Below are 21,983 nucleotides of genomic sequence, written 5' to 3'. Positions count from 1 at the left end.
ATTGATAATCTTTCTCACATGTTCGCCATTCACGAATGAATTTCCTGCTTGGCCGTCCTAAACCGCTTACCCTTTCGTGCCAATCATGAGCGTATAGCCCAGATAGGCATGATATTTGTTCACCAGTTCATCATAACGCGCCGTAATTTGCCAAATGCGCGGATCCATGAACGATTGCTTGTCGGATAAATGAACAGGGTCCGGATGCTGCACCTGGTCTTCAAACATGGCCAGCGGGAACGCGTGAACCCCCGAGGATTCGACTGGATCGAACCGCTTGCCCTCGAACAGCGCCTGCCACTCCTCCTGGCTGTATATTTTATTTACGCCGTAGAAGCTGCACAGCGCGCGGTGAATGGCGGGGCTCATCTCCTTAATGCGAATGACCTCGCGATCGTAAAGCTTGCCGCCCGGACGCAACACCCGATAGTACTCCGAGACCGCTTTCTCCGCATCGGCGAAATTGGTTACCGACTCCACTAGCACAACATCAAAAGTACTGTCCTCAAAAGGCAAGCGGCATACATCGCCGACGATAAAATTCACTGATACACCTTGTTTCTCTGCCCGAACCTTCGCTTTCGCAATCATTTCCGGCCGGATGTCCACGGCGGTCACCTCAATGCCCTGCTCCGCCAAGTAGCAGGCAGTTCTGCCTGTGCCGCATCCAACCTCCAGCACCCGCTTCCCCTGTTCGATCGGATACCGCTTGAGCTGCTCGACCGTCTCCCCGAAGCCGCCGGGATGGGCGTTGCCGATGCCGAGCTTGGCGAGCATATCCAAATATTCCATCGCCCTACACCTCCATGATGGCATAACGTTTCTTTAACTACCATATGGAGGGCGTCAGCCACTGGTTCGGCGCGTTCCCCGTTTTCGCGCAAAAAGGGCGCCTGCCTACGTGAGGAAATCTTCTTCCCCGCATATAGGCAAAACACCCAAACATTCAAGGGATCATCTCCATAGGATAGTATTGTCTCTCATCCGATTCCGACAGAGAGCATTCCTTGCGATGGGGGGTGACGTGAATGGGTGTTGGTGTAGGTACTGGTGCTGCTTGTGGAGGTGGATATACATCCGCTGCTGCTGTTCTTGTATTGTTCATCTTGCTCGTTATCGTAACGATGACTTACGCTTGGTAATCGTAAAGGAGCCTGGGTTCTGAGGAACCCGGCTCCTTCTACATAAGGCTATTTCTTGTTGGCTGCCAGGAACGCGTCGAGCTGCTTCTGCTTCTCGGCAATGATTTTATCGATACCGGCCGCTTTCATTTTCTCCTGATACTTCGGTAAGGACGCATCGACATCGACGGAGCCCGTGTCCAGCGTCGCATCAAACTCTTTGCCGACGTTGACCGCAGCGGCGACTTGCGTTTTCACAGGCTCGGAGTCAAAGGTGAAGCCGAGTCCCGGGGACTTTTTGCCCGACTTGTTAAATTCCTTGAATTTCTCCCACTTCTGCGGATCTTCGTTGTCGTATAGATAGTTCAGGAACTCATTGCCGAACTGCCACGCCGCACCCGGCGCATAGTTTTTGCCTGCATCCGTCGCTTTGATAATGTTGTCGGACACTTTCGTGTAATGCACGCCTTCGATACCGAAGTTGATGAGATTGTTCAATTGCTTGTCGGTATGCAGCAGGCTAATGACCATCATCGCACGCGCCGGATCTTTGGATGTCACGGAGATGCCCAGCATCGAACCCGCCGTATCGCCAGTGGAAATGGTGCGCGGCGTCAGCTCGATTTGCCCCAGCTTGCCGACAAGATTCGTCGCATTCGCGAGTTCGGCATCTTTGCCTGGCTTGAGCGAGGAGGTAATCATAAACACGTTGCCGGATTTCATGGCATCCTGACCGGACAGTTGCGTGGTCGCCGCATCTTTATTAATGAAGCCTTTTTGCATAAAATCGCGCGTCAGCTTCAAAATCTCCTTATAACGCGGCTGATCCCACTTCGGCACAACCTTCGTGTCGCTGCCATCCTTCAGAATCACACCCGGGATCGTGCTGTCGCCGAGATAATCGTACTGTGCCATATAGTGCGCATTAAGGTTATCTCCGTCTCGCAGGAATAGGGCGGTCATTTCCGGCTTTTTCTCCTTAACCGTTTTCAGCACATCCCCGAGATCTGCCATCGTTTTAACCTTGCCCATATCAATGCCAAGCTCCTTCGCAATGTCGGCGCGGTACACGACACCGCCGGAAGCGGCCAATTCCTTGTTGGTTGGAATTCCGTAATTTTTACCGTTAATTTTGGCGCCTTCGAGAAAAGCAGGGTCGAGCGCATCCGTAATGCCTTTGCCGTACTGCGTAAGCAGATCATTCAGCGGCATGAGCGCGCCTTTACCGACGTTCACCGCATGTCCGTTCCACTGCGCCGTGAACAAAATGTCAAATTCCTCGCGAGACGCAATCATCAGATTCGTCTTGTTGTCCCATTGCCCCCAATCGATCGGCATGAGCTTGATGCTCGCATTGATTTTGTCCTTGAGCACTTTGTTCATCGCCTCTTCGACCTTGGCTTGGTCCGGCTGCGGCGTCCCCGGATAGACGAGCTTCACTTCATACGGCTTCAAGTCCGAGCCTGTTGCGGCTTTCGTCGCAGCGGGTTTCTCGGATGCGGCAGGAGCCGCAGATGTGCTGGTCGTAGGCTCGTTGCTGTTTGAAGACGAACAGCCGGCCAAAGTAAGCGATAGTGCAAACAGGGATGTTAAACCGACAATCGTGCCTTTTTTGAACACTTTCATGGAACATGTTCCTCCCTTTTTTATCATCGATCTGTATGCTGATCCGGCAAGCGGGATGACCGTTTACCGGGACAAGCCTTGCGGAAATTACCCTTTGATCGCACCTACCGTGAGACCTTTCTTAAAATATTTCTGAAAAAACGGATACGCGAACACGATCGGCCCGATGCCGAGCACGGCCATTGCCATGCGCACCGTCTCCGTCGGCAGCTGCAAAATCCCACCGGCCTGCGACAACCCCTGGCTCGCCTGCAAATTAGAGCTGAGGAACTGAATGTCCAGCATCGTCTTGTACATCATGAACTGCAGATTGATGTTCTTGCTGCCCGAGATGAACACGAGGCTGAGGAACCAGTCGTTCCAATAGTTAAGCACCTGGAACAGCGCCACCGTCGCCAGCACCGGCATCGACAAGGGCAGGATAATCCGGGAGAAGATGCGAATCTCGCCGGCGCCATCGATCTTGGCCGCTTCAATCAGCGGCATCGGAATCGAGCTGGCGAAAAACGTGCGCAGCAGCAGCACGAAGAACGCGGAGACGAGCAGCGGCAGCATGAGCGCGGCCAGCGTATTTTTCAGATCCAGCAGCTGGGTGTATACAAGATACCACGGAACGAGTCCGCCATTAAACAGCATCGTGAAAAACATAAAGAATGAAAAGAAATTACGATGCGGAAAATCGCTTCGGGAAATCGGATAAGCATACAGCGACATCAAGATAAGGGAGATCGCCGTGCCGACGGTCGCCAGAAACACCGAGATGCCAAAGGATCGCAGGATTTGATGCCAATCCTTAAACATAAATTTATACGCTTCCAAGCTCCACGCCTCAGGAATGAAGTTGTACCCGTGAATGAGCACGCCTTTCTCATCCGAGAATGAAACGATGATGACCAGGGCCAGCGGCATTAGACAAGCCGCCGTGTACAGCCAGAAAAACACGTTCACCAGCAAGTTTGCCGGAGCGGACAGCTCATTCGGCCCCCTCGTCTTGCGGATACGGGGCTGGCTGGACGTCGCTGTGATGGAGGTTTCACGCACAACAGACACTCCTTCCTTTTAAAATAGGGCGTTCTCTTTGCTCACTTTTCTAACGAACAAGTTCGTGACCAGGACAAGCAGGAAGCCGACGACCGCCTGATACAGTCCCGCCGCAGACGACATCCCGATGTCGCCCATCGTCAGAAACGTCTGGTACACATACGTGTCAATAACCTGCGTCGTCGGAAACAGCGCGCCGGCATTCTTCGTTACTTGGAAGAAGAGCCCGAAGTCCGCATAGAAAATGCGCCCGACCTGCAGCAGCGTCATCGTAATCATGACGGGCATAATGAGCGGAATGGTGATACGACGGATTTGCGCCCATTTGCTCGCGCCGTCCATTAAGGCGGCTTCATAATACTCGTGATCGATGGCAAGAATGGCCGCCATGTAAATGACCGTGTAGTAGCCAAGGTTTTTCCACGTGTTCACGATCGGCAGGATGACCGTCCAATATTTCGGCTCCGTGTACCAATCGATGGGCTGAATCCCTAGCTTCGGAAGCAGCACCGTGTTCAAGAAGCCATGCTCCGCCCCAAGGAAAGCGTATACAAGGTAAGCCACGCACACCATCGAGAGAAAGAATGGCAGGAACATCGCGCTTTGGTGGAATTTCGCCAGGAACTTGCTTCGCATTTCATTAAAAAGGACAGCCATGGCGACGGCGATCACCAGATTCAGCGCAATGAACACGACATTGTACGAAATCGTATTTCGCGTAATGACCCAGGCCGATTCGCTGGCGAACAAATATTTGAAATTATCGAAACCGATCCAAGGGCTCGCCCAGATGCCTTTCGTGTAGTTGACATTCTTGAAGGCGATCAGAACGCCCGCCATGGGAATGTAATTATTGATGATCAGCAGCAGAGCCGCCGGCGCCATCATGATGTAGAAGATCCAGTATCTTCGGACCGTCCGTAAAAAAGTCGATCTCACCCGCTCCCGCTTCACAGCTTTCGCAGGCATCGTCTGCACTGCCGCTTTGGGCGTATGTTCCATCTGCTTCTTGCGCTCCTTTCTGCTTGCTCCTGTTCTGTAAGCTTATTGTAAATTTTCCCAAGCCAAATCTCTATCCTGGAAATGACCGAATCAGCAGTTCTGTGACATGGGCGATGAATGATCAGATCTAACTGCTCCGAGGCACGAGTACTGCAGGCAGGCGTTATCGTCACATGGCTGTCGTTCTGTATATGGCTCAAAAATTTGTATATTGCCGGATCGAGACGGCGAATTGTATGTTGAATGGGCACATTTGGCTGTGTGCTATCGCGTCTGGGGAGGTGAATTCGTTAGATTTGAAATCGCTTTCAAGTTGTCCCAACACCCAAGCGAAGGAGAGGAAGGAATTTGAAAGGTAAAATGTCCACCATCACCGCTATGCTGCTTGTTGCTTCTTTATTATGCAGTCTGCTGCTCGTTCCAAACCGTACCGCTTATGCCAGCGATGAGTATGATACGCTGCGCCTCAAGCTGTATGACGTCATTACCGGCGGCACCTCGTTTAACCCGCTGGATCCCGATATTGCCCCGAAGATTACGGCTCTGGATACGAATGCTCAGCAGTTCTGGAGCACGATGAACAAATCCGCAGGCCGCACCTATCTGTGGAGTGAGCTCGGAGATCCGCTCGGCGCGAGCATGAACTCCACCCACGTTTCCGGCAGCTACAGCCGGCTTCAAACGATGGCCACGGCATACAGTACGAACGGCTCCGCCCTATATCAGAACGCGACGCTGCGCGCCGACATCATCAGCGCCATGGATTGGATGTACACGAACCGCTACAACACCAGCGTGCCTAAGCGCGGTTACGGCAACTGGTTCGACTGGCAAATCTCTTCGCCCCTTTCGATCAATGCCATCTCCGTCCTGCTCTATCCCTATTTGAGCACGACGCAAATCAATAACTGGCAGGCCGTCATCGATTGGCAGATCCTGCCGTTCACCTCCTCCAACACGGGCGCTAACCGCGTCTGGACGTGCAATATTATGATTACCGGAGGCATTCTGGCCAAGAACAGCACCAAAATCACGAACGGCGTGAACGGCATGAGCCCTGTCTTCGACTATGTCACATCAGGCGAAGGCTTCTACAGCGACGGCTCGTTCCTTCAGCACACGGCGCTAATTCCATATAACGCCGGCTACGGTCGTTCGCTGCTCGATAATCTGACGCAAATCATGTACCTGATTGCCGGCTCGACCTGGGATTTTACCGATACGGATCTCAGCCATGTGTATGAGTGGATCTACAACGCTTACGAGCCGCTCCTCTATAAAGATAATATGATGGAAATGGTGAACGGACGGAACATCGCCCGCGTCGCCAACGACAACCTGGGCGTCACGACAGTGGGCGCATTAGGCTCATCATTGGTGCGGCTGGCCTACTCCGCTCCAAACCCAGCCGACGCCGCACGTTATAAGTCCATGGTGAAGCAGTGGATGGGCGATGCCACGTCCCCGACGCCTTATGCGAGTCTGGGCTCGATTCAGCTTATCCAGCAGACGAAAGCGATTATGAATGACGCTTCCATCGTGGCCACTGGCGATCTATACGGGAACAAACAGTATCCGAATATGGCGAGGGCCGTGCAGCGCAGACCTGGCTTTGCATTCGGTGTCGGCATGTCCTCGGGGCGTGTCGGCAACTACGAGAATGTCAATACGGAGAATATAAAAGGCTGGCACACCGGCGACGGGATGACCTACCTGTATAATACCGACATCGCCCAGTATCACGATGCGTTCTGGCCGACAGTCGACAGCCATCGTTTGGCAGGCACGACCGTCGTACAGAACAGCGAGCCCGGCGGACAGCTGAAGAACGGCTCTAACTGGGTCGGCGGTACCGACGTCGGCGGCTTGTACGGCGTGACCGGCATGCAAGTTATCGCTCCGGACTCGTCCATGTCCGCCTACAAGTCCTGGTTCCAGTTCGACGATGAAATCGTCAACCTTGGCGCCGGTATTCAATCTTCCGTAACGACGAAGCCGGTCGAGACCATTATCGAGAACCGCAAGCTGAATAGCAGCGGCAATAACGCGCTGACGGTCGGCGGCACGACGAAATCCTCCTCGCTCGGCTGGTCGGAGACAATGTCCGGCGTAAACTGGATGCACCTTGCCGGCAACACGGCAGGCGCGGACATCGGCTACTACTTCCCGAGTGCGACAACCGTGAAAGGGCTGCGTCAAGCCCGCACCGCCAACTGGAACAGCATCAACACCTACTACAGCGATCCGGCGCTGACCCCTGAATATTTCGTTAATTACACTCGGAACTTTATGACCTTATGGCTGGATCACGGCAATGCACCGACGGCCGGAACGTATGCGTATGTGCTGCTGCCGAATAAAACAACGACGCAAGTTGCGAATTACGCCGCGGCACCGGACGTGACGATCATCGAGAACAGCACGCAGGCGCAAGCGGTCCGGGAAAATAATTTGAATGCCCTCGGCATCAATTTCTGGCAGAACGCGACGAAAACAGTGAGCGGCGTTACATCCAATAAAAAAGCGTCAGTCATGGTTCGTACGAGCGAGAACGGCACCGAAGTCTCTGTCTCCGACCCGACGATGGAGAACACGGGCACGATCCAGCTGACGCTGACGCAGAGTCTTGGCCCGCTGGCTTACAAAGATTCCCGCATCACCGTCAGCACGAGCGGCGGCACGACGATGCTAACCGTTAACGTGAACGGTGCTGCCGGCAAAAGCATCAAGGCGTTCTTCGCAGCGCCTGTCGGCGGAGCGGTCACGGGCTATGCCGTGAACGAAGATTTTAACAGCATGACCCTGGGTTCCCTTAACGGGCACAACGGCTGGACCTTCGACAACGGCGGCGCCACTGGGCAATCCGTTATCGTCTCGCCGGTAAACGGCGCTTATGCCGCGAAGTCGCTGAAAGTGACAACCACCTCCACCAGCGGCGGTGCAGTCGCGAATCGAATCTTTAGCGCGCCGCAAGATGGCTACATTACCGCAGAGGCTACAGTTACCGCAGACGATAATAACTGGAAAAATGCGCTGGTTATCGCGGATAACAGCTTGACCAGTGGCGGCTCGGCTGTGCATCTGATCATGCAAAACGGCAAAATTTGGGGCTATAACGGCAGCACCCAAACGGATATTTTAACAGGCACGACGAATGGCCAGCCGTATCATCTGAAAGTCGTCATCAACGCGTCGACGAAAAAATTCAACGTCTACGTCAACGATGTGCTCCGCGCCTCCAACTGGAGCTACCGGTATGCGGGGGTGAACACGCTGAACAAGTTCTCCACCTCCATTGCCGGCAACGCCAGCTCCATGAGCGTGGACGACGTGAAAATCTCGTATGCGCCGCTAACGCTGGACACCTTGATCGATACGGACTTTGACGGCCTCGCGCTCGGCAACTTGAACGGGCAAGGGGGCTGGACGTTCGATAATGGCGGCGTCTCCGGGAATACGGGCGTCGTGCAGAATGCCAGCGGCCTCGCTGGGAACAAAGCGGCCAAACTGACGACCGTCTCCACCACCGGCAAAGCCGAGGCGTATCAAGTGTTTACCGCGCCGGCCGGCAGCACGTTGATTGCAGAAGCGACCGTCACCGCAGACGATAACAACTGGAAAAATGCGCTGGTCCTCGGCGACAGCAGCCTGACCTCGAACGGCTACGCCGCGCACATCATCATGCAGAACGGCAAGATTTGGGGCTACAATGGCGGCACACAGACGAACCTGCTGACCTCCACCACCAATGGGGAGCCGTACCGCCTGAAAGTCGTCATCAACACCGCGACCCACAAATTCGACGTCTACATCAACGGCGAACTGCGCGGCTCGCAGTGGAACTACCGCTATTCGGGACTGACGAAAGTGGATAAACTCATCTCCTCCATCGCCGGCAACGCCAGCTCGATGAGCATCGACGATGTGAAGGTCAGCTATAAACCGTGAGCGGCACGTTACATTAACGGGATAGACCGGATGCACGCGTTGCGTTGCTAGAAACATGATACTGCTGTTGGAAGAAGGGGGATTGGCTCCCCCTTCTTTTTTACTGGATGGGGAAGACCTATGTTGACCACGACGAATGAGCAGCTCTTCCAGCTAGTGGATGCGAAGTCGGTGTAGGCTTCCCGAAATAGAAGCGGTAGACCACTTCTATTTCTTTCGCATCCATCTGTCTCCCGGAAATAAGGGTACTAAACCACTTCTATTGGGAGAAGATAGGCGGTAAATCCAGTGCGTTTTCACAAATAGAAGTGGTTGGCCACTCTTATTTCTCCGGATTTGCCGTAGTTCGCAGGAATAGTAGCGGTTTACCCCTCTTATTCGTAAGGAACCATTCGGGTGGCACTCGTCTGTCGGCTTATTCGGGCAGCAACTCGTCTGGTGGAATCTGTCGGCTATTTTACGCCTACCTTTCTGCAGGAAAACACTCAAAATTCCCTCCACCTCCCCACACTTTACTGTACAAAATACAGCTCTCGCATCACACCAGCCGGCCATCCCCTGGAAGTATCCGGGATTAACAATTTTTCAGGAATTAACATGTCTATTTACCCACTATATGCCTCGCCCAACAGCCTTACCTACTGCCACGCCTACAGCTCTCCCCCTCCCCATTCACTCCGCACGCCCCGCCATCCCCCCCGTACTCTCCCCGCTGTATATCCTGCAAAAACATGTATATTGAGCGCTCCCACCCAGGCGCAGTAAGCTAAGCGTGTTCCCGCAGCAAGCCAAACCGCTCACACAGAAGCACAGCCGCGGAACGCAACAAGAGAAGGAGTGGAGATCATCTTATGCATACGACACCTGAATGGATCGAACAAGCCTGGGACGCAGGTGCCCGCAAAATAAAAAAAGCAAGCCTGCGCATCGGCGCACGCTTCCCGCATGGCTCCATCGACGGCGAGTACCACCTTATGCCGCCAGTGTACTGGACAGCCGGCTTCTGGACCGGCCTCCTGTGGCTCGTCTACCGCGAGCACGGTGACGAAGAGCTTCGTGCCATCGCCGAAGACTGCGAAGCGCAGCTCGACGCGCTGCTGCAGGACTACAGCGCATTAAGCCATGACATCGGCTTTATGTGGACGCTGAGCTCGCTCGCGCAGTGGCAAATCACGGAGAGCGAAGCCTCTCACCGCAGAGGCATGCTGGCCGCCAGCCATCTCGCCGGCCGCTTCAACATCCAGGGCCGCTTCATCCGCGCCTGGAATCAACCCGAGCGCATCGGCTGGGCCATCATCGACTGCCTTATGAACGTGCCCCTGCTGTACTGGGCCACGGAACAGACCCATGATCCCCGCTTCCGCCACATAGCGGTCGCGCACACCCTCACCGCTGCGCAGCAGTTCCTGCGCAGCGACGGCTCGGTCCACCACGTCGTCTTCTTCGATCCCGAGACGGGTGAACGCACCGGTGCCGGTGGCGGCCAAGGCTACGCCGAAGGGTCCGCCTGGGCACGCGGCGCCGCCTGGGGCATCTACGGCTGGACGCTCGGCTGCCGGCACACAGGGCGCCGGGAATTCCTCGATGCCGCCGAACGCGCCGCTGCCTTCTTCCTGGACCATTTGCCGGAAGACCGCGTCGTCCCTTACTGGGACTTCCGCCTGCCGACGCAGGAAGGCGCGCCGCGCGACTCCAGCGCCGCCGCCATTACAGCGTCCGGGCTGCTCGACCTGGCCGACATCGTCGGCGGCGAGAAAGGCCGCTACTACCACGAGCAGGCACTCGGCATCCTGAACTCGCTGTATACGAACTACCAGGCCGACGACACCGAAGAAGCGATCCTGCTTCACGGCACCGGCAACCTGCCGATGAACCAGAACGTCGACCGGCCGCTCATCTACGGCGACTACTACTACATGGAAGCGCTGGCCAAGCTGAAAGGCAAGTCCGGATTCTGGGGGCCATGGACGAGATAAATCGCATAGCAGAGCGCTTTTCGCCCCCTGTTAATCGCACAAAATCATGTATATTGAGCGCCAAGGCGCGCCTGCTATACGATAGCCTTACTTCAACCGAGAGGAAGTGACAGCAGCAATGAAATCGATGGACGACTCGGTCTCTTCCGTGACCACCACCATCCCGCCAGCCACCGATGCGAAGCCAGTTGTCAGAACCGGTTGGCTGCAGCGCAAATACACCAAACGGGTACTGAAACAAAACATTCCGCTTTACATCATGTTTATACCGATTCTGATCTACTTTCTCATCTTTAAGTACTATCCGATGACGGGCCTTGTGATCGCGTTCAAAAAGTACACGTTCATCAAAGGCATCTGGGGCAGTCCCTGGGCAGGACTGGATATGTTCAAGCTGATTTTCTCTACGAAACAGATGACGAACATTATCTGGAACACCCTTCGCCTGAGCGGACTCAGCATCATCGTCGGCTTTCCGATGCCGATTATTCTCGCCTTACTGTTGAATGAGGTCCGGAAAATGTGGTTTAAACGCATCGTGCAAACGTTCGTGTACTTGCCCCATTTTCTGAACTGGGTCATTATCGGTGGCATCGTCGTGACCATCTTCTCGCAAAGCACAGGGGCTATCAACCATGTCCTGGACAGCTTGTTTGGCTTCACGTACCCGTTCCTCTACAAAGACGTATCGTGGATCACGATCTTCCTGACGTCCGGCATCTGGAAAGAAGCGGGCTGGGGCGCCATCATCTATCTGGCTGCACTTACCTCCATCGACCAAAGCTTGTACGAAGCCGCGAGCATCGACGGGGCGAACAAATGGCAGCAGCTCATACGAATCACCGTGCCAGGCATCATCCCTACGGCCATTATTATGCTCATTCTCAAAATCGGCCATCTGATGGAAGTCGGCTTTGATCAAGTCTTTGTTCTGCAAAATAATACCGTTGCCGAAATTTCCGAGGTCATTTCAACCTTTATGTACAAAACCGGTATTCAGCAAGCGCAATTCAGTCTCGCTACCGCAATGGGCTTATTCGAATCGCTGGTCGGCCTGCTGCTGGTCGTCATCGCTAATCGAATCGCCAGACGTTTCGGCCAAGGCCTATGGTAAGGAGGAACCACCATGAAGCATACGACCGGTGAAAAAATATTCTACACCGTCAACTATCTGATTCTCGCATTCGTCGGGCTGAGCTGCCTGCTTCCGCTCATTCATATCGCGGCCGTTTCACTCAGCGATAAGCACGCCATCGCCTCTGGAAGCATCGCCTTCTGGCCGGTGAATCTGGAGCTCAGCGGCTATAAAGCGCTCTTGAAGGAAACGCCGGTTGTGGAAGCGTTCCGCAACAGCGTCGTCATCACCGTCGTTGGGACGGCGCTCAATATGGTCGCCAGCATTATGGCGGCGTATCCGCTGTCCAAACGCTACTTCATCGGACGCAAAGTCTACTCGTTCGGCATCATCTTCACCATGCTGTTCGGCGCGGGCCTCATCCCCAGCTACCTGCTGCTCAAAAGCCTCGGCCTCATCAATTCGTATTGGGCGCTTTGGCTGCCCGGCCTCGTCAGCGTCTGGAACATGATGGTGCTGCGGAGCTTTTTTGAAGGGATGCCCGAGGAACTCGAAGAGGCCTCGCGAATTGACGGCTGTTCGGAATGGCGGCTGATCACCCAAATCGTGCTGCCGCTCTCCACGCCAGTCTTGGCAGCGCTCTCTTTATTCTATGCGGTGGGCCATTGGAACTCGTTCATGAGTGTTCTGATTTACATCAACGATTCCAGCAAACATAACATGGCTGTGCTGATCCAACAAATGATTCAAAATTCCAGCCTCATGCAGGAAATGGCCAACGTTCAACCTGATCTTGCCCTCTCGCTCACACCGGAAGGGGTTAAAGCCGCTGGCATTATCGTCATGACGGTTCCGATGCTGATCGTATACCCGTTCCTGCAGCGTTATTTTGTGAAGGGCGTTATGATCGGTGCCGTGAAAGGCTAATGGCTTCCATACTTTGCCTAGGTGGTGATCACACACATTCCGTGTAAGACAGTTTGAAAGCAGTCCAAAATATGCGACAATATGACAAGGGGAGTGTCTACACAATGAAAAAACAACTGCTCAACAAAACCGTTACAACCTCTTTCGCACTTATGCTGATAGGAAGTGTACTGCTTACAGCATGCGGTGACAAGTCCGATGAAGCGACAAGTACATCCGGCGCAGCTTCCACTTCTTCCGCAACTGCAGCAGCGACCAAAGGGCCGAAGCCGAAAATTAAAGTGTCCATCTACGATCGCAATAACGTCCCTGAAGGTGAAGGTAAAATTACCGACAACCGCTGGACCAAATGGATTAATGAAAATGCGCCGGTTGACGTCGAGTTTGTACCGGTCCCTAGAACGAATTCGCAGGAAAAGTGGAACGTGCTCTTCGCATCCGGCGATGCGCCTGATCTCATTTTAGAATTCTCCAATGCGTATATGAAAGATCTTGCTGCGAAAGGTCAAATCATCCCGCTCGACGACGCTATTGAGAAGTATTCCACAACGTATAAGCAGTTCTTGAAAGATAACCCGATTATTAAAACGCTGACATCTTATAACGGCAAAACGTTCTTCTTCGGACGCCTGCTGCCCGCTTCCACGAACCACTATTTGATGATTCGCAATGACTGGCTCAAAAAATTGAACCTGAAAGCCCCAACAACGCCCGAAGAATATCTCCAAGTCGCGAAAGCATTTACCGAGCAGGACCCAGACGGCAATGGCAAGAAGGATACACTCGGTTCTATTTTCACAGACATCGATATGTTCTATGGCTTTGAGCCGAGCTCGCCTGCTTGGATGTACCACCTTCAAGGCGACCAGTACGTTCGCTCTTGGGACCGTCTCCAAGCTTCTACCGAGCTGAAAAAGCGTCTCTATGATGCCGGAACGGTAGATAAAGATATTTTCGCAGATAAAACTGGCGCGAAAGCCCAACAGGACTGGGTCAACGGCAAGCTGGGCATGTACGTAGGCGATGGCCTGGAAGGCACGAAAGGTTATGGCATCTACGATACGCTAATGAAAAACAATCCAAATGCCGAGGTTTCCATCATCCCGCTGCCCAAAACGGAATTCGGGCAATATTCCCCGGCAGGCGCAACGCCGTTCCAATTTGATGCGGCGATCAACGCAACGACCAAAAACGTCGAAGCCGTCATCAAATACGTCGATTGGTTAATGAGCGATGCCACAGCGAATACGCTGCAGTACGGTATGGAAGGCGTCCACTATCAGAAAGACGCGACAACCGGCTGCCCGAAACCGATCGATGTCGAGAAGAACAAGAAAGAGCTCACATGGAACGCCGACTTCTCCATGCTTAGCCAAACGTATAAATTCGGCAAATGCGCCGAGTTCGTGAACACGTCGCTCAACTTGAGCAAGCCGATCGACAAACAGTATGCCGACCTGATCGCCCAAGGCCGCGATGCTTACATTTCGCCGGATCGTCCGCTCTACTACGACCTGACACTGCCGGTGACACTTACCGATGACCTCGTTGTCATCAATAACACCGCAACAACAACGATCACGAACACGATCACGAAAGCGATCGTCAGCGGAAGCAGCTACACGACCGAGCAAGCGATCAAAGACGCGAAAGAAGCTTGGGACAAGAGCGGCGGCAAGAAAATTGACGATTTCCAACAGAAAGCTTATACCGACTACAAAAATAACGGCGTCATCTTCACCAAAGATTTTTACCAATATATGAAAAAGTAAAGCATCATCTCGAAGGCGAGCACCTCACTCGCCTTCTCTCTCATTTCCACTGCCTTCTATGCACGCAGAATTATGTGGTAGACTGAAGACGGTCCTATTCGAAGGAGTGTTACAACTATGAGCAAAAATTGGTTCCACCGGCTGCTTCTCTCGTATTTGCCCGTCTTGCTTCTGCTTGTTTGCCTGTTTGCCTTTATCGGCATCGTCCAGCTAAGTGAGCTTTCCCAGAAGGAAGCCACCAAATCAAGCCGCGTCTATGCGCAAAATCTGCAAAACAATATCGACACCACACTGCGCTCCATCGAGCTTATGATGATGGAAACCATATCCCGTAACGCCAAATTGACGTATTTTGCCGGCATGGAGAGCTCTCCTGAATTCATCATCGACCTCTCGCGGCTGCTGGAAAGCATGCTTAACACGAATAGCTGGATTGATTCGGTCTACATCTATCGCGCCGGTGACGGCGCGATCGTTACGGACAAGACCAAGCTCATCATAGATCAGTTCGCTGACCGCGCCTTTATCGAAGACAACCTGAGCGAGCGCCCGAACGGTTGGAGTAGTCCGCGCACATTCCAGATTTTCCCTGACAGTACCGAGAAAGAAAGCGTCATTACCATCGCCAAAGGCGTTCCCCTCAGCGGCAAAGGGATTGCCCTGATGGTGGTCAACGTTAATATAGAAGCTATTCAGTCGTATTTAAGCAATTTCGCCAGTTCTGACGTCAGCTACATCTCAGTCACGGACCAGCAAGGCAACGCTCTGTTCCATCAAGACAAAGGTCCTGCGGGTACCGAAGACATCATCCTCACCTCCGCCTACACTGGTTGGACCTATCACAGTGGATTAAAAGAGAAGTCCTTCGGCAACCTCTTCAGCTACTTAACCAGCGGCTGGCTGATTGTAGGCTTCCTCGGGCTCGTTCTAGGCATCTGGTGGATGGTCTACATTTCCCGTAAAAACTACAAGCCGATCGAGACGATGATGTCCCGCATTCAGAAGTACAACCAGCAGCATCAACATGCCGCTATTCAAGAGCCCTCCACGGACGAGCTCGGCTATATCGACTTTACGCTCAGCAATATGATCGAGGCTACGCAGGACTATGAGCACCGCGCGCAAGAGAACAAGCGCTATCGCCGCTTGCGCGTGTTTCAGGAGCTCGTCGAAGGCAACGGCTCGCTCAGCGACAGCGAGTGGCGCGAGGAGCTCAGCGAGATGAAGATCGGAACGCTGAAAGGCGCCTCGGTCAGCATCATCGAAATCGATAAATATCCGGAGTTTATCCGGCAGTATTCACATGAAGATCAGGGCTTGTTCAAATACATCCTGACCAAGGTTGTGGACGAGACCGCCAAAGCCGATTCCCTGCGCATCTGGCAGGAATGGGTGACCAATCATCGGCTGTGCGTTATCTATTTTGACTCCGACGAAGAGAAACCGCTGCACGGCGGCAGCCGAATCCTGGCGCAATCTGAGCAGATTCGCGTCTGGCTGCTCGAGAATCTGAAGCTGACCGTCACCTTCGGCATTGGAACAGCCGTTTCGGATGCCCGCGCCATTGCGCAGTCCTATGAGTCGGCCAATAAAGCACTCAGCTACAAATCGGCGCTCGGCAGTAACCGCGTCATCGGCCATTGGGAAATCGAAGTGCTCTCCCACGACGATCTGTTCGTGTACTTACAGTACGTGCGGACCATCGCACAGTCCTTCCGCGTCGGCAACGACGGCTGGCAGGAGCAGTTGACCCTGCTCTTTAACGGCCTCCGTTCCTTGCTGCTGCCGAAGGAAGAAATCGACGGCGTTCTCATCTATATGAACTTCTTCTTCCAAAGAGAAATGATGGAGCTGCCGCCCGAGTACCAGGAACTATGGAACACCGAATTCCGCGCCAAATGGGAAGCCCGCATGGACTCGCTCGAAACGCTCGATGAGTTGGAATCGTTCTATCAGGAACGCCTGACCGCTTGCACACGCCTCATGCGAAGCCTTCGCGAAGAGAAGGGCAACCACGCCGTCGTCCGCCGGGTTCGCGAGTATATCGAGTCGCACTTCGATAATCCCGATCTGTCGCTCGCAATGCTGGGCGAACAGTTCAACATGAACACCTCCAGCCTGAGCACGCTCTTTAAAGAAGAATTCGGCGAAAAATTCGTCGTCTATCTATGCCAGGTGCGCATGGAGCATGCCAAAGACATGCTGCGTAACACCGATCTCCCGATTCAGGACATTTCCGGCAAAGTCGGCTACCTGCACCCGATGTCCTTTATCCGAACGTTCAAAAAAACCGTCGGCGTCACGCCCGGGGACTACCGCAAAGTCCATCAGTAAGCGTCTCCCGCGCGCTCCACGCCAAAAAACCAGCAACCCTCTGCGGTTGCTGGTTTTTTCTACCCCTGAAAGCTCTTCCGATACTCCTGCGGGGACAAGCCAGTATACTTTTTAAACATTTTCGCGAAAAAGGAAAAATGGGAATACCCCGTCTGCTCGGCCACAGCACTCACCTTGTCATTGGACTCCGCGAGCAGTTTCTTCGCGCGCTCCATCCGAACCTTGAGGCTGAACTCCGAGATCGAGAGCCCAGTCTCCTTCTTGAACAACCGGGACAAGTACGCTGGGTTGAGATACACCGCAGCGGCCAGTTCTTCGCGGCTCAGCTCCTCGTGCAGATGCGCCTCGATATATTGGCAGACGCGCATCGTGACCGCCGATACGTCCTTCAAATGCTCGTTCATATAGTCACAGCAGCTCCCTGCGACGCGGATCGCCCAGCTCAGCAACTGATGGAGCGAACGTGTCGCCCCCGCGTAATCCTGCAGCTCCTGCGCAGGCAGCAAATCATGCACCGCCAGCCCCTTCCTATGACACACCTGGTACACCAGATGCAGCAAGCCATAGTAAAAGGCCTCCACCGTCTCCGAGCCGATCTCCTCCCCCTGATAGCGGGCAATCGTTTCCTGAATGCGATGAATCAGTTCCTCTTTTTTCCCAGCCTCCAGCAAAACGCTCCAATCGCCAAAAGACGGCGCTTCCCGCTTTCTGCCGCTCGCCCCATCCGCCGCTTCCGCTTCCGCCAGCACACAGTTGCTCCGAGTCACATTATTCCGCTCCGCCTGCCACAGATCCGCCACCCGCACCGCTACATCCGTCAGCGCCGTATACGCGCCCATGTAGCACGATAAGCTGCATTGAAAATACCGATTGCACGCCGCGATGAACGCTTCGCACCTCATCTTCACTTCCTGCTGCGACAAGCGTGCCGCCGCATCGTACAGCAGCACCAGCGTCGATCCGCTTTCCTGGATCACGCAGCCCTTCTGCTCCGCGACAATAAGCTCTGCCGCCGCCTTGCGAATCGCGTACTCCATGATCTCCTCGTCACGGGCATTCAGCGTCTCCTTCCAATGTTCCACGGAAATGAGGATCGGCAAAATCGTGCTCGTCATCTGGAGCGGCAGCTCATACATCTGAAAATGCCGCATTAACCGCTCCGGATTCGCCGGTATCTTGCCGCCGAGCAGCTCCTGCCAGAACCGCTCCACAATCGCCGGCAGCTCACTCACCCAGTGCTGATAATACGTCTTATACGTCTCGTGGAAATCCTGCTGCTCCTGGTCCGCCCGAATCTTCTCCATCGCGCTGCCAACAATCTGCTGCAAACGGTCATGGTCCACCGGCTTCAGCACATAGTCAAAGCTCCCGAGCCTGACCGCCTGCTGGGCATATTCAAAGTTCGCATGCCCCGTGAGAAAAATCGTCTCCGTATGCGCCGAATTCGCTCGCACCCACTCCTGCAGCTGCAGCCCGTTCGCGCCCGGCATTTCGATGTCGGAGATCATAATGTCAATCCGCTGCGTCGACAAGATACGCTTCGCTTCCTCGACATCCAGCGCCTCATAAATGCCGCCAATCGCCATCTCCGACCAGTCGATACCGACCGTAATGCCTTTGACCGCAAACTTCTCGTCATCCACGACCAGCAAGTTCATCATGATCCTTCTTCCCTTCCCCGTGTTTAAGCCAAGGCAGCCTGAGCGTCACGACCGCTCCATGATCTCCGCGATTCCCAAAATGTATGCCAACCTCACGCCCAAAATTCATCTGCAGCCGATGCCTGACATTCCAGATCCCCAAATGTTCGTCCCCGGACTGGTCCAGATACTGCGCCGAATTGAGCAGCGGCAATAGCTCCATCTGAAAGCCCTTCCCATTATCCTCAATGCGCAGCAGAAAAAAATCCTCCGGCGCCTGGGCATCCCTCTCCGCCCTCACTCGAATCTCAAACGCTCCGTACGCCTTCGTAAAGCCGTGGATGATCGCATTCTCTACAAAGGGCTGCACCACCAACGGCGGAATCTCAACGTGCTTATACGGCTCAGGAATGTCCAGCTGAAAAACCAGATCATCCGGATACCGTATCGCCTGAATCTCGAGATAGTTACGAATATGCGCAATTTCATCCTCCAGCGTCATCGTCGTCCGGTTCGTCCGCATAATGAAGCGGAAGTAGTCTGCCAGATGCAGCGCCATCTTCTGCACCGCCTTCGTATCCTTGAGCGCCGCGAGATTGTAAATAATGTTCAGGCTGTTCATATAAAAATGCGGATTAATCTGCACCTGCAAATGCTTAAACTCCGCCTGCTGCACCCGTATCTTCTCCTCGTACACGGAGATTTTCAAATGCTCGATCTGATCCACCATGTTGTTAAACGTCGTGATCAGAAAAGCAAACTCCGTCGAGCCCCCTTCATGCAGGCGCACGGACAGCTCCCCTTGCCCGATTCTGCGCATCCCGCGCATCAACTGCGTCAGCGGCTTCACCAGAATCCGCTGCAAGTAGAGCAAGTACAAGGCCAGCACCACCGCTCCGCCTACCGGTAAAAAATAAATCAACAGCTGCAGATTCGGCAAATTCTGCAGCATATTTTTCTCCGCGACGATCAGCTCAAACTCCATCGCGGCATGCGTAGAAGCTTCCCGAACAATCAGGAATTGTTCGTCCTGCTCCTTATCCTTCACGATGCGTGTGCGTGAAGGCTCCAACTGCAGCTGATCGCTAAACTGTCGATAGCGCTCCAGCGGAAAATACATCGTCGTGAGCGGCTCCCCCGACGGCGCAACCACCAGGGCGCCTCCGCCCTGCCCTGTATTCCATCGGCTGAGCGGCTCCGCCAAGCTGCTCATCTTAATCAAAATGCCGCCGGACAGGCCCGCTCCCAAATCTTTGTTGATTTTCATCAAATAGTTATCGCCGCTCGCCGCCGTCATGACAAGCCAGTTCCCGTTCGAACTGTCGTTCGGCCGCGTGGCAGCGTTTTCGCTTATAAATTGCTTCACTGTCTGTACGCGATCATAGTAGTACGTGTTCTCACGCGTCGAAACCAGTAAATCGCCTGTCACCGGCGAATACACAAAAAACGTATTCACCAGGTTGTAAATATCCAGCTGCCGACTGAGCTTATTAAACACCCGCTGCTTGGCCAGCACATAATCATCCGTCTCAATCGCATATAAGTCCATATTGATGACATCCGGATCGCTGTACAAGTGGAACAAATAGTTATCAAACTCTTTCAGCGTATTATCCGTGTCCTCCACGTACTGAATTAGCAGCTTGCTGTAGTTTTGTGAGATTTGATCCCGCACCACATTCATCGAATATACATTATTAAAAATCAAAAAAATGACGAGTGGCGCCACCACCAACACGAAGCCTACAAAAATCTTAAATCTCACCGAATTAACCAGTTGCAATGCGTTCCCCGCCTCGATCCTGTATAGTGGGCCTGCGCTTCCATTGTAGAGCAGCTAATCTTATTTTACTACCAGTCAGAGGCACTTACATAGCACTTTTGAGACAATTGTATAAAAAGAAAAAACGTATGAAATCTGATGATTTCATACGTTTTTTGATACCGGCGAGAGGACTCGAACCTCCACGGTTTCCCACTCGATTTTGAGTCGAGCGCGTCTGCCATTCCGCCACGCCGGCATATTCAGTTGTAAAACAATGGTGCCGAAGACCAGACTTGAACTGGTACGGTAGTCACCTACCGCAGGATTTTAAGTCCTGTGCGTCTGCCGATTCCGCCACTCCGGCAAGTGTTGGAGGCGCCACCCAGACTCGAACTGGGGGTAAAGCTTTTGCAGAGCTCTGCCTTACCACTTGGCTATGGCGCCTCATTGCAACATTGGAGCGGAAGACGGGGATCGAACCCGCGACCCTCGCCTTGGCAAGGCGATGCTCTACCGCTGAGCCACTTCCGCATAATTGTATAAAACTGGGGATCAAGGATTCGAACCTTGGCATGACGGAGTCAAAGTCCGTTGCCTTACCGCTTGGCTAATCCCCATTATGGTTAACCAATAGAGGGCGACCGATGGGACTTGAACCCACGAATGCCGGATCCACAAACCGGTGCGTTAACCCCTTCGCCACGATCGCCATATGAAGTTAGTTGGCAGGGGCAGCAGGAATCGAACCCACACCAAAGGTTTTGGAGACCTTTGTTCTACCTTTAAACTATGCCCCTAGAAAGGATATGGAGGCTGATGGATTCGAACCACCGAACTCGGAGAGAGCAGATTTACAGTCTGCCGTGTTTAGCCACTTCACTAAGCCTCCATACATACAGTGCCGTCGAGAGGACTTGAACCCCCAACCTACTGATTACAAGTCAGTTGCTCTACCAGTTGAGCTACAACGGCTTATTAAGTTGAAAAATGGTGGCTTTGGACGGAATCGAACCGCCGACACGAGGATTTTCAGTCCTCTGCTCTACCGACTGAGCTACAAAGCCTTACTTGATATTATAATGGCGGAGCCGACGGGATTCGAACCCGCGGTCTCCTGCGTGACAGGCAGGCATGTTAGGCCTCTACACCACGGCTCCACAGTCATTATTGGTTGCGGGGGCAGGATTTGAACCTGCGGCCTTCGGGTTATGAGCCCGACGAGCTACCGAGCTGCTCCACCCCGCGTCGTTAAGTATAAGTGATGTATCGAAGTAAATCAAGCTTTACTTTAAGATACATGATGGAGGCTGACGGGATCGAACCGCCGACCCTCTGCTTGTAAGGCAGATGCTCTCCCAGCTGAGCTAAGCCTCCATGATTTAAACTAAATGGTGACCCGTAGGGGACTCGAACCCCTGTTACCTCCGTGAAAGGGAGGTGTCTTAACCACTTGACCAACGGGCCATATTATTTCACAACTAAACTTCACGTTTTGATATGAAGTTAGTGGCGGAGAGAGAGGGATTCGAACCCTCGAGACGCTTGTGACGCCTACACGATTTCCAATCGTGCTCCTTCGGCCAGCTCGGACACCTCTCCATATGGCTCCCCGAACAGGACTCGAACCTGTGACAACTCGATTAACAGTCGAGTGCTCTACCAACTGAGCTATCAGGGAATAAACATGCTATTAGACTCAAGGCTTGCACCTTGAAAACTAGATACGAAACGTTGTTTTAACTTTAGGTTTACATTG

General features: G+C 53.5%; 13 protein-coding genes and 16 tRNA genes. 7 read left to right on the top strand and 22 right to left on the bottom strand.

Annotated elements, in window-relative coordinates:
* Positions 1-66: 66 nt before the first annotated feature.
* Positions 67-792 (bottom strand): class I SAM-dependent methyltransferase, encoded by a 726-nt coding sequence (locus ABE504_RS27785; RefSeq protein ID WP_430095125.1) that lies wholly within the window; start codon positions 790-792, stop codon positions 67-69.
* A 236-nt stretch (positions 793-1,028) separates the two neighbouring features.
* Here ABE504_RS27785 and ABE504_RS27780 point away from each other — a divergent pair, with 236 nt between their 5' ends.
* Positions 1,029-1,142, top strand: a complete 114-nt coding sequence (locus tag ABE504_RS27780; protein ID WP_430095123.1) for a YjcZ family sporulation protein — start codon at positions 1,029-1,031, stop codon at positions 1,140-1,142.
* Positions 1,143-1,190: 48 nt separating this feature from the next.
* Here ABE504_RS27780 and ABE504_RS27775 read toward each other — a convergent pair whose 3' ends face one another.
* The 3 genes from ABE504_RS27775 to ABE504_RS27765 form a co-directional block, all read right to left on the bottom strand.
* Positions 1,191-2,747 (bottom strand): ABC transporter substrate-binding protein, encoded by a 1,557-nt coding sequence (locus ABE504_RS27775; RefSeq protein ID WP_430095121.1) that lies wholly within the window; start codon positions 2,745-2,747, stop codon positions 1,191-1,193.
* Positions 2,748-2,834: 87 nt separating this feature from the next.
* Positions 2,835-3,788: a carbohydrate ABC transporter permease gene (locus ABE504_RS27770; RefSeq protein WP_430095119.1), complete on the bottom strand. Its 954-nt coding sequence runs from the start codon at positions 3,786-3,788 to the stop codon at positions 2,835-2,837.
* Positions 3,789-3,806: 18 nt separating this feature from the next.
* Positions 3,807-4,790: an ABC transporter permease gene (locus ABE504_RS27765; RefSeq protein WP_430095117.1), complete on the bottom strand. Its 984-nt coding sequence runs from the start codon at positions 4,788-4,790 to the stop codon at positions 3,807-3,809.
* A 348-nt stretch (positions 4,791-5,138) separates the two neighbouring features.
* On the opposite strand from ABE504_RS27765, the gene ABE504_RS27760 reads away from it, so the two are divergent.
* The 6 genes from ABE504_RS27760 (at position 5,139) to ABE504_RS27735 (ending at position 16,822) form a co-directional block, all read left to right on the top strand.
* Positions 5,139-8,738, top strand: a complete 3,600-nt coding sequence (locus tag ABE504_RS27760; RefSeq protein ID WP_430095115.1) for a polysaccharide lyase family 8 super-sandwich domain-containing protein — start codon at positions 5,139-5,141, stop codon at positions 8,736-8,738.
* An 851-nt stretch (positions 8,739-9,589) separates the two neighbouring features.
* The gene (locus ABE504_RS27755; protein ID WP_430095113.1) at positions 9,590-10,714 is read left to right on the top strand and encodes a glycoside hydrolase family 88 protein; all 1,125 of its coding nucleotides are present in this window, start codon (positions 9,590-9,592) and stop codon (positions 10,712-10,714) included.
* 118 nt (positions 10,715-10,832) lie between these two features.
* Positions 10,833-11,828: an ABC transporter permease gene (locus ABE504_RS27750; protein WP_430095111.1), complete on the top strand. Its 996-nt coding sequence runs from the start codon at positions 10,833-10,835 to the stop codon at positions 11,826-11,828.
* 12 nt (positions 11,829-11,840) lie between these two features.
* On the top strand, positions 11,841-12,716 hold the full coding sequence (locus tag ABE504_RS27745) for a carbohydrate ABC transporter permease (RefSeq protein ID WP_430095109.1): 876 nt from the start codon (positions 11,841-11,843) through the stop codon (positions 12,714-12,716).
* Between the two features lie 104 nt (positions 12,717-12,820).
* Complete coding sequence (locus ABE504_RS27740; RefSeq protein WP_430095107.1) at positions 12,821-14,488, top strand: extracellular solute-binding protein; 1,668 nt, start codon at positions 12,821-12,823, stop codon at positions 14,486-14,488.
* A gap of 117 nt (positions 14,489-14,605) precedes the next feature.
* The gene (locus ABE504_RS27735) at positions 14,606-16,822 is read left to right on the top strand and encodes a helix-turn-helix domain-containing protein (protein ID WP_430095106.1); all 2,217 of its coding nucleotides are present in this window, start codon (positions 14,606-14,608) and stop codon (positions 16,820-16,822) included.
* A gap of 59 nt (positions 16,823-16,881) precedes the next feature.
* On the opposite strand, the gene ABE504_RS27730 is transcribed toward ABE504_RS27735, so the two are convergent.
* The 18 genes from ABE504_RS27730 to ABE504_RS27645 form a co-directional block, all read right to left on the bottom strand.
* The gene (locus ABE504_RS27730) at positions 16,882-18,483 is read right to left on the bottom strand and encodes a response regulator transcription factor (protein ID WP_430095104.1); all 1,602 of its coding nucleotides are present in this window, start codon (positions 18,481-18,483) and stop codon (positions 16,882-16,884) included.
* Positions 18,458-20,245, bottom strand: coding sequence for a histidine kinase (locus ABE504_RS27725; RefSeq protein ID WP_430095102.1), 1,788 nt, complete (start codon positions 20,243-20,245; stop codon positions 18,458-18,460). The genes ABE504_RS27730 and ABE504_RS27725 overlap by 26 nt, the downstream gene beginning before the upstream one ends.
* A 159-nt stretch (positions 20,246-20,404) precedes the next feature.
* Positions 20,405-20,483 (bottom strand) — tRNA-Leu (locus ABE504_RS27720).
* 19 nt (positions 20,484-20,502) lie between these two features.
* A tRNA-Leu gene (locus ABE504_RS27715) sits at positions 20,503-20,591 on the bottom strand.
* Between the two features lie 6 nt (positions 20,592-20,597).
* Positions 20,598-20,671, bottom strand: a tRNA-Cys gene (locus tag ABE504_RS27710).
* 12 nt (positions 20,672-20,683) lie between these two features.
* A tRNA-Gly gene (locus tag ABE504_RS27705) sits at positions 20,684-20,758 on the bottom strand.
* A gap of 14 nt (positions 20,759-20,772) precedes the next feature.
* A tRNA-Gln gene (locus ABE504_RS27700) sits at positions 20,773-20,844 on the bottom strand.
* Between the two features lie 19 nt (positions 20,845-20,863).
* Positions 20,864-20,936: transfer RNA gene (locus tag ABE504_RS27695), tRNA-His, on the bottom strand.
* Between the two features lie 14 nt (positions 20,937-20,950).
* Positions 20,951-21,024, bottom strand: a tRNA-Trp gene (locus tag ABE504_RS27690).
* Between the two features lie 10 nt (positions 21,025-21,034).
* Positions 21,035-21,116, bottom strand: a tRNA-Tyr gene (locus ABE504_RS27685).
* Positions 21,117-21,126: 10 nt separating this feature from the next.
* A tRNA-Thr gene (locus tag ABE504_RS27680) sits at positions 21,127-21,199 on the bottom strand.
* Positions 21,200-21,215: 16 nt separating this feature from the next.
* Positions 21,216-21,291: transfer RNA gene (locus ABE504_RS27675), tRNA-Phe, on the bottom strand.
* 16 nt (positions 21,292-21,307) lie between these two features.
* Positions 21,308-21,384: transfer RNA gene (locus tag ABE504_RS27670), tRNA-Asp, on the bottom strand.
* 11 nt (positions 21,385-21,395) lie between these two features.
* Positions 21,396-21,472, bottom strand: a tRNA-Met gene (locus ABE504_RS27665).
* Between the two features lie 56 nt (positions 21,473-21,528).
* Positions 21,529-21,601 (bottom strand) — tRNA-Val (locus tag ABE504_RS27660).
* A gap of 15 nt (positions 21,602-21,616) precedes the next feature.
* Positions 21,617-21,691 (bottom strand) — tRNA-Glu (locus tag ABE504_RS27655).
* A 43-nt stretch (positions 21,692-21,734) separates the two neighbouring features.
* Positions 21,735-21,826, bottom strand: a tRNA-Ser gene (locus ABE504_RS27650).
* Between the two features lie 3 nt (positions 21,827-21,829).
* Positions 21,830-21,905 (bottom strand) — tRNA-Asn (locus tag ABE504_RS27645).
* Positions 21,906-21,983: the final 78 nt, after the last annotated feature.

This window comes from Paenibacillus oryzisoli (assembly GCF_050467285.1).
GTDB lineage: Bacteria > Bacillota > Bacilli > Paenibacillales > NBRC-103111 > Paenibacillus_E > Paenibacillus_E oryzisoli_A.
The sequence above is the reverse complement of the archived record's forward strand: the minus strand, read 5'-3'. Positions and strand labels throughout refer to the sequence as shown.

Excerpts from the sequence above, each read along its gene's own strand:
- ABE504_RS27730 (WP_430095104.1), bottom strand. The coding sequence starts at position 18,483 with ATGATGAACTTGCTGGTCGTGGATGACGAGAAGTTTGCGGTCAAAGGC.
- ABE504_RS27740 (WP_430095107.1), top strand. The coding sequence starts at position 12,821 with ATGAAAAAACAACTGCTCAACAAAACCGTTACAACCTCTTTCGCACTT.
- ABE504_RS27745 (WP_430095109.1), top strand. The coding sequence starts at position 11,841 with ATGAAGCATACGACCGGTGAAAAAATATTCTACACCGTCAACTATCTG.
- ABE504_RS27735 (WP_430095106.1), top strand. The coding sequence starts at position 14,606 with ATGAGCAAAAATTGGTTCCACCGGCTGCTTCTCTCGTATTTGCCCGTC.
- ABE504_RS27785 (WP_430095125.1), bottom strand. The coding sequence starts at position 792 with ATGGAATATTTGGATATGCTCGCCAAGCTCGGCATCGGCAACGCCCAT.
- ABE504_RS27750 (WP_430095111.1), top strand. The coding sequence starts at position 10,833 with ATGAAATCGATGGACGACTCGGTCTCTTCCGTGACCACCACCATCCCG.
- ABE504_RS27775 (WP_430095121.1), bottom strand. The coding sequence starts at position 2,747 with ATGAAAGTGTTCAAAAAAGGCACGATTGTCGGTTTAACATCCCTGTTT.
- ABE504_RS27765 (WP_430095117.1), bottom strand. The coding sequence starts at position 4,790 with ATGGAACATACGCCCAAAGCGGCAGTGCAGACGATGCCTGCGAAAGCT.
- ABE504_RS27780 (WP_430095123.1), top strand. The coding sequence starts at position 1,029 with ATGGGTGTTGGTGTAGGTACTGGTGCTGCTTGTGGAGGTGGATATACA.
- ABE504_RS27755 (WP_430095113.1), top strand. The coding sequence starts at position 9,590 with ATGCATACGACACCTGAATGGATCGAACAAGCCTGGGACGCAGGTGCC.